The organism is Blautia sp. aa_0143, assembly GCF_004167315.1.
In the GTDB taxonomy this organism is placed as follows: Bacteria; Bacillota; Clostridia; order Lachnospirales; family Lachnospiraceae; genus Blautia_A; species Blautia_A fusiformis.
In genome coordinates this window covers 19506-27558 of sequence record NZ_RCXU01000035.1, presented here as the reverse complement: position 1 = coordinate 27558, position 8053 = coordinate 19506, and the positions used below count along the sequence as shown (strand labels likewise).

The 8053-nt window shown below is 30.4% G+C and carries 8 protein-coding genes; 6 read left to right on the top strand and 2 right to left on the bottom strand.

Annotation, left to right across the window (positions count from 1 at the left end):
• Nucleotides 1-192 precede the first annotated feature (192 nt).
• The 6 genes from EAI83_RS14960 (at nucleotide 193) to EAI83_RS14935 (ending at nucleotide 6680) form a co-directional block, all read left to right on the top strand.
• On the top strand, nucleotides 193-1179 hold the full coding sequence (locus tag EAI83_RS14960; protein ID WP_153188162.1) for a glycosyltransferase: 987 nt from the start codon (nucleotides 193-195) through the stop codon (nucleotides 1177-1179).
• A gap of 38 nt (nucleotides 1180-1217) precedes the next feature.
• Complete coding sequence (locus tag EAI83_RS14955) at nucleotides 1218-2225, top strand: glycosyltransferase family 2 protein (RefSeq protein ID WP_129975962.1); 1008 nt, start codon at nucleotides 1218-1220, stop codon at nucleotides 2223-2225.
• A 15-nt stretch (nucleotides 2226-2240) separates the two neighbouring features.
• Nucleotides 2241-3329 carry a glycosyltransferase gene (locus EAI83_RS14950; protein WP_129975960.1) on the top strand — a complete coding sequence of 363 codons (1089 nt, stop codon included), beginning with the start codon at nucleotides 2241-2243 and terminating at the stop codon, nucleotides 3327-3329.
• 11 nt (nucleotides 3330-3340) lie between these two features.
• The gene (locus tag EAI83_RS14945; RefSeq protein WP_129975957.1) at nucleotides 3341-4786 is read left to right on the top strand and encodes an O-antigen polysaccharide polymerase Wzy family protein; all 1446 of its coding nucleotides are present in this window, start codon (nucleotides 3341-3343) and stop codon (nucleotides 4784-4786) included.
• Nucleotides 4783-6207 carry a lipopolysaccharide biosynthesis protein gene (locus tag EAI83_RS14940; RefSeq protein WP_129975955.1) on the top strand — a complete coding sequence of 475 codons (1425 nt, stop codon included), beginning with the start codon at nucleotides 4783-4785 and terminating at the stop codon, nucleotides 6205-6207. Before EAI83_RS14945 ends, EAI83_RS14940 begins: the two co-directional genes overlap by 4 nt.
• Nucleotides 6208-6461: 254 nt before the next feature.
• The gene (locus tag EAI83_RS14935; protein WP_199868612.1) at nucleotides 6462-6680 is read left to right on the top strand and encodes a DapH/DapD/GlmU-related protein; all 219 of its coding nucleotides are present in this window, start codon (nucleotides 6462-6464) and stop codon (nucleotides 6678-6680) included.
• 104 nt (nucleotides 6681-6784) lie between these two features.
• Here EAI83_RS14935 and EAI83_RS17655 read toward each other — a convergent pair whose 3' ends face one another.
• Nucleotides 6785-7441, bottom strand: a complete 657-nt coding sequence (locus EAI83_RS17655) for an Rpn family recombination-promoting nuclease/putative transposase (RefSeq protein ID WP_243113524.1) — start codon at nucleotides 7439-7441, stop codon at nucleotides 6785-6787.
• Nucleotides 7431-7799 (bottom strand): hypothetical protein, encoded by a 369-nt coding sequence (locus EAI83_RS17650; protein WP_243113522.1) that lies wholly within the window; start codon nucleotides 7797-7799, stop codon nucleotides 7431-7433. Before EAI83_RS17650 ends, EAI83_RS17655 begins: the two co-directional genes overlap by 11 nt.
• Between the last annotated feature and the right edge of the window lie 254 nt (nucleotides 7800-8053).

The window sequence follows — 8053 nt, the reverse complement described above, 5'->3', positions numbered from 1 at the left end:
ATACAGCTTAAGCAACAAGATGGATAATTCCTTACTGGCTGTAAGGGATATTAACCATAAATATATTGTAGTAGAAAAGAACATGCAAAAACAAAAAGATCACTTCCAGAAAATTTTGAAGTTATACCAATCTGGTATGCACCAAAATGGAAATATTTATTGAATTGTGTTCGTGTATTAGGCGATGTGAATTTGTATAAAGAATTGTTTTTGTTAGGAAAGAAAGGTCAATTAAAAATAGGACGTATAATAGATTTGTTTATTTATTTAAGCAGATCGAATTATGAAATGAGAAAAATCAAAAAAAGTGTAGAATTACAGAAATTGAAAAATGCAATTTTCTATTCGTACAGATTTGAGTATCAACCATATGTTGCTATGCTTTTGAGAAAAGAACTTAAAACAGATAATAAAATTATATCACGTGCACATCGCTACGATTTATATGAAGAATTTAGAAAAAATAAATATATACCATGTAGGGAGTTATTGATAAAGAACTTAGATGCTGTTTATCCATGCTCAGAAGATGGCACTTGCTATCTGCAAAGTAGATTTCCTAAATACAAAAATAAGATTAAAACAAGATTTCTAGGAACGTTAGGATGCGGACAAAAGAAATATAATAAAGAGGATGAATTAAGAATTGTCAGTTGTTCTAACGTAGTACCAGTTAAAAGATTAGATTTAATAGTGGAAACATTACAGCATATTTTGGATATCAATATTAAATGGACTCATTTTGGTGATGGGATTATGATGAATCAAATAAAAGAAATGTCAAGAGAATTGCCCGAGAATATTAAAATTGATTTCCGTGGAAATGTCAAGAATAGTGACTTATTGGAAGTATATAAAAATAATCAATTTGATCTTTTTTTGAATGTTAGTTTATCAGAAGGAATTCCAGTATCTATCATGGAAGCTTTATCATTTGGAATTCCCTGTATTGCTACAGATGTAGGCGGAACTAAAGAGATAGTTATAGATGGATATAATGGATGGTTGCTGAAAAAAGATTTTAAAGAAGAACAGTTAGTAAATATCATAAGAAATTATTGTAATTTGAATAATGAGCAAATTTTAAAATTGAGAGAATGTGCATATGAGTCTTGGAAAGAAAAATATAATGCGAAAAAAAACTACACAACTTTTGTAGACAAATTACAAAAAATATAATTTCTTAACTTATATTTTGTGGGAGTAAATAAAATAGAATGAATGAAGAATTAATTAGTATAATTGTGCCGGTTTATAATGTTGAAGCATATATCCATCAATGTATTAAAAGTATTATAGAGCAAAGTTATAAAAATTTAGAAATCATACTCGTTGATGATGGGAGTAAGGATAAAAGCGGAAAAATATGTGATGATTATGCAAGAAAAGATAAAAGAATAAAAGTTATACACAAGAAAAATGGTGGATTATCCGATTCAAGAAATGCAGGAATCACTGTTGCTACGGGTAAATATATAGCATTTGTGGATAGTGATGATTGGATAGAAAAAAACATGTATGAAAAAATGTACAATGAATGTGAAAAATTCGGAGCAGATATATGTATATGCGGATTTTTTAGAGAGTACAAAGATAAGACGATTTCTGAGTGTAATTTTGGAGAAAGAGTATATGATACAGAATCTGCACTTGAAGAGTTGATCAAAGGGCGAGTAATTAAAGATCATGCAGGGACTAAATTATATAAAAGATTTTTGTGGGATAATGTAGAATATCCTGTCGGAAAAGTGTATGAAGATATACGGACGACATATAAAATCATACAGAAATCAAAAATGGTATGTCTGTTACCAGATAGCATGTATCATTACAGGCAAAGAAAAGGGAGCATTGCAAGATCTGGATTTTCTGAACAGAAGATAGAATGGTTAGAAGCTGTTAAAGAAATGGAAGCAAATATAAAGAAAAATACTTCTGAATATGATGAAGTTTTATATAAAAGAATTATGGAAGTCGAATGTAGCCTATTGAGAGAGTATTTTTTGTATAGTACAGAAGAACAGCTTAAAAAAAATTATTTGTTAGGGAAAAAAATATATTTAGATATAAGAAAAAACAGAAGAATTTTCTGGAATAGAAATACAACAAAAGTATTTAAGTTAATTTCTTTGATGTCTTATTTTCCCATGGGAGTTACAGCGAAAATTTTTAAAAGTAATGCAATGAAACAGTATATTGAAAAAAAATATGTTTATTATGTATAATAAGGAGCAAGATTTTTGAAAAAAATATTATTTTGTATTGATTCATTAAAACCTGGTGGTGCTGAAATAATTATGTGCAATACTGTAAATGAATTAGTAAAAGATTCGAATTTGGACATTACAGTTCAGTTACTTCAAAAAGAACAAAAGTTGAATCTTGATGAAAAAGTAAAAGTTAATACATTTATGAATAATAATATCTTTTATAGAAGAATAATAAAATGGATGCCTGCATCTATTCTTCATAAATTGATTATAAAAGAAAAATATGATTATGAAATTGCATTTATGGAGGGTGCATCAACAAAAGTTATATCAGGATGTCATAATAAAAAGACAAAAACATATGCATGGATACATACAGATATGGAAAAGTACAGATGGTCACAAAGAAGTTATAGAAGTGTAAAAGAAGAAAAAAGAGCATATTCGAATATTGATAAAATATTTGCTGTTTCTTCAGATACAAGAGATATATTTGAAAAAAAATACAATAAGCCAGCAACATATGTGCAAAATATATTGAATGATAAGAAAATAAACATATGTGCTGATAAAGAGAAAAATATTTATGGTGATCATCAATTTCATATAGTATCTGTTGGTTCTATAAAACCTATAAAAGGATATGAACGGCTTATTAAAGTGCATAGAGCATTAAAAAATGAAGGCGTAAAATGTGTACATTACATTTTAGGTGATGGACCTTCTTATGCAGATTTAAAACAAAAAATTACAGAGAATGATTTAGAAGATAGGATTATATTGAAAGGATATATAGAGAATCCTTATCCGTGGATTAAAGAAGCAGATATGTTGGCGTGTGTTTCATATGCAGAAGGATATAGTAGTGTTGTATGCGAAGCGGTAATTTTGGGAGTTCCGGTTATTACAACAGAATGTTCAGGAATGAAAGATATTTTAGGTGATTCTGAATATGGATTAATTGTAAAAAATGATGATATTTCAATAATAAATGGGATAAAAAAAATGGTAACCAATAAAGAATTTTATCAAAAATATTTATTGAAAGTAAAAGAACGAAGAACAGAATTTAGTGTTGATAATGCTGTTAAACAATTGAAAACTAAATTGGAAATTTAGGAGAAAAAAGCATGAGTAGAAATGTTAGGTATCTTTTGTTAGTTTTTTTTAATTGTTTATGTATAGTGTTTTTTTTGATTTTTAATATAGATATGCTATTTGGAATTGCAATGTTATTATGGATTGATTTGATCGTTTATGCAGTTTCAAAATTTAATGAACGAAGTGTTTTTTTTGGCTTTTTAGTAACTTTTTTTATATTTCTTATGGGAAGACAAATGTTGGAAATCTTTGGATTGCATAAAATAGAAACAGATTTTCCTGACAGTGTTCAAAAAAAAACAGAAATAACGCTTCTATTAAGCTTAATGGGTCTGTTTGGGGGATATATTATAAGCGGATATATAAAGAACTCCAAAATGAAAATTAGAATCAAAAAGAAACAGAACAATGAGCAAACGTTGCTAGTTCCGTATATTAGAAAGGTTAGTAGTATACTTTTTCGGATTACATATATCTTTGCAATATTGAAAGTTTTAGAGTCCGCGATTTATGTTTCATATGCAGGATATTTATCAATGTATACGTCCTTTTCGAGTAACTTACCATATATTATACAAAAATTAGCCGAGTTATCACCTATATTAATGTTTACATATTTAGGAACACTACCATCCAAAAAAGAATGTCAATGTAATATAGTTTTATACATAATATATCTTTTATCAACTCTTGCAACAGGAAGACGATTTGAATGTATTGGTGGATTGCTATTGCTTGTTGTATATTATGCATTACGAAATGAAAATACAGATAATCAGAAAGAAAGATGGATTGATAAAAAAACAATATTGATTATAGGGATAGGCGCATTAGGCATTATTATTGTTGCCAATATTATTGGAACTTCCAGATATGGAACAGAATCTTATCAAAAAACTAACGGATATTTGCTTGATTTTATATATCAACAAGGTGTGAGTATTAATGTTATAAAGAGATATATTGAATATGGAGCAAATTTGCCAAAGGGAAAATTGTATTTTATAGGATCGACCTTATCTGTACTTGCAAGGAGTCCAATAGGAAGAATATTAAATATCGCGGTATATGGTGGAAATACAGTTGAAAATGCTATGAATGGATTTTCATTTGCACATGCTTTGTCATATTTAGTAATGGGAAAACAATACTTGAACGGTAATGGTATGGGATCTTCATATATAGCTGAAATTATGTATTCTTTTGGATATATGGGAGTATTCATTGCAAATATATTTTATGGTGTTTTTTTACGTAAATTTTTTAAACTTAAAAAAGATAAAGTTTGGATTAATACAATTATTATTATCATGATGAAATCATTGTTTTTTGCTCCAAGGGGATCGTTTGACGCCTTTTTTTCAGATCTGTTATCCGTTAATGTATGGTTGACGCTTATTTTTGTTTATTTGTTCTCTAGTATGATTTATAAAAATAAGAAAAAAACGTATGCTAAAAGAGGAAGAAACGTATGAAAGAAAAAAATATATATTTATTAAAAAATCTGATACTGTTTTTTTTAGCTAGTTTTCTTCCTAAAACAATTTCTTTTTTTTTGGTTCCATTATACACAAATTGTTTATCAACTACAGAATATGGGACAGCGGATTTATTGATTAATACAGTTTCATTATGTGTACCGATTTTAACTTTAGTGGTTCAAGATGCAGTAATGAAATTTACATTGGATAATCAGCATGATAAAAAAATTGTGTTTACAGTAGGAATTAAAATTACATGCATAGGTTTTCTTATATTATCTATCGGATGTACACTGTTAAAAACTATTGGAATATTAAAATTAGATTATTTTTATATTTTGTTTTTAGTCTCAAATTATTTAGTATCTGCTTTAGTTGAAATGATTTCTTATTTTTGCAGAGGAATAAATCAAATAGTAATTTTAACAGTTTCCAGTGTAGCACAAACAATGACAACTATAGTATCAAATTTGTTATTTTTGCTTGTATTAAAAAGTGGACTTAAGGGATACTTGTTTTCTATTTTACTAGGATATTGTGTTAACATATTAATTGTGTTTTTTGGAGCTGGCTTACATAAATATATTGATTTTAGACATAGAGATAAAAAACTGGAAAAAGAAATGTTTATGTTTAGTGCTCCATTAATCGCAAGTTCATTATCTTGGTGGATAAATAACGCTTCAGATAAATATATATTGACATATATGTGTGGTTTATCTGTGGTTGGAATTTATTCTGTTGCATATAAGATTCCAACGATTTTATCTGTACTGGGAACGGTAATATCAAAAGCATTTACGATATCAGCGATAAAAGAAATTGACACAGATGATACAGATGGATTTTTAGGAAAAAGTTATTCTTTGATAAGTTATGTCATGACTGTAGGATGTGCTGTATTAATTTTATTAAATCCGTTTTTATCAAAATTGCTGTTTGCAAAAGATTTTTATATAGCATGGAAATTTGTTCCTCCACTTTTAATTGCGTTTTTGATGTCAGCAATTTCTGGAACGTGTCAAAGTATACTTACAGCAATTAATAAAACAACTATAATTTCTTTTACAGCAATTTTAGGAGCGTTTGTAAATGTTATTCTTAATATTATATTAATTCCTTTATATGAAGGATATGGTGCTGCGGTAGCAACTATGTTCAGCTTTTTCGTCTGTTGGATAGGAAGATATTTAGAGTTGAAGAAATATGTTAAATTCAAGAACAAAATTTCAAAGGAAATAATAGCTTATTCTTTGGTAAGTATAGAAATGATTTTAGCGTATGAAGAAAATAAATATATCTGGATGGAAAGCTTGATAGTTGTTTTGATTATAGTGTTGTATCATAAAGAAGAAATTTATTTTATTAAGAATATATTTACAAAGAAAAAATATGTTATGGAGAAGAAAAAGTGAAAAGATTGATAAGATACTTAAAGATGTTGTATATAGTATGTTGTAAAGGGGGATATGCCAGAGCAAAATTATAAAAAAAATGGGAATATTTTAAAAAGCAAGGTGAGAATTGTTTCTTTCAACCTTGGAATTTTGGATCAGAACCGTATTTAATTTCATTTGGAAATAATGTTCATATAGCAAGTGGTGTTACATTTGTAAACCACGATGTTACAGCTTATATGTTTCAAAATATGGATAATAAGAAATATAAAATGAGATATGGCGAGATTAAAATAGGAGATAATGTTTTTGTCGGGACTAATAGTACAATTTTATATGATGTCAAAATTGGTAATAACGTTATTATTGGAGCTGGGAGTTTGGTGAATAAATCAATTCCTGATGGTGTTATAGTAGGTGGAGTCCCTTGTAAAATAATAGGAAAGTTTGATGATTATAAAAAAAGAATAGAATTTATAGATAATATGTAAAAGATAAAATTTATCAAGAATATATGATGAGAAATGATACAAATTAATCATAATATTCAAAATACCCAGGAAGCCTCACGCTTCCTGAGCATTTTCTCAAATTATCATTTCTCCCGCAATTTCAGAACATCCGCAAGTGGAAGTCCTGAAAATCTGGAGATATCCTCAGGAGAGAACCTAGAATCCTGCAGCATGCGCTGTGCAGTAAGTAAAGCATGTTCCTGAAGACCTTGAGATAGACCTTCGGCACGTGCATCATCGCACATTTCCTGAACAGCTTGACACATATTAACGCTCCTTTCTGTTTCTGTGAAACGTAAATGGATACCGGTTATGGAGTCAATGACCCGGGCTGCTTTGAGTTCGAGTGACCGGAAACCGGGGTTCTGTGATGTGAGCTCCTGAAGTTTCCGTTTATCTTTGGAGTATTTAATGAAGAGCATGACTTCTTTGAGATTGCTCTCGAGTTTGTCAAGTTCTTCATCCTTTATCTCGGCAGGTGAGAAGAGATTGATCCGGTAATCCGGGACCAGAGAAAGAATCTCGGGATCCTGGACAGAGAGCATTTCGTGGAGGCTTCTGGGAGCTTTCCAGGTATCGGAGCCGAAGTATACGACTACGGTGATGACCGGAATCAGCCGGTCATCCTTGTAGAAGCCGGTGAGATATTCTCCGGATGTGGAGGGCCATTGCTTTGCTTCTCTGTGTGATCTGGCGGAATTTTCCACCTGCCCTGCGTATTCTAATGCATCATAGATCATGTTCTTGACCGGCGAAAAAGCGGACGTTCGCATTCCGCTTTGCTACATGCTCATGAACGCAATTGCTTTGCACTTGCGTTACATAGTGTTGTTCCGACTGGTTCTCAATCCTCAGGAGAAGATAAATTCTTGAATCATCATGCATAACATTAAGAGATTTGAATTCGTCCCGGAATTTCTGGACAGGAACTTCTGAAGTGCCGGATCCGTAGGGGACAGCGATAGCTGTGGTATCCAGTGGATGAAGAGTGTCAGAGTCTATGATGTTTTTTCCTTTGTACAGCATATGGTTGAACACATCCGTAAAAACGCGGTTGTCAGCCATGTAATCTTTGGTGATGGTATCCTTTGTACCCATAGGTTTCACCACCTTCGATCTTGCTATGTGATCAGAGTTATTTTATCATCTGATCCATTTTCGGGGTAACATAGTTTATTGCTTTTGGAAAGAGGATTTTGTGAAAAAGCTTCAGAACTGCGCAGGTAAAGCGGATATGTTTGTCGAACGGAGTCGAAATAAATCAATAGACAAAAAGAGCGTATTGTGCTACTCTGAAAGCACGAATCACGTGGCAATTGGCATATTTGTATGTGATTTTTCGCATTGAAAGG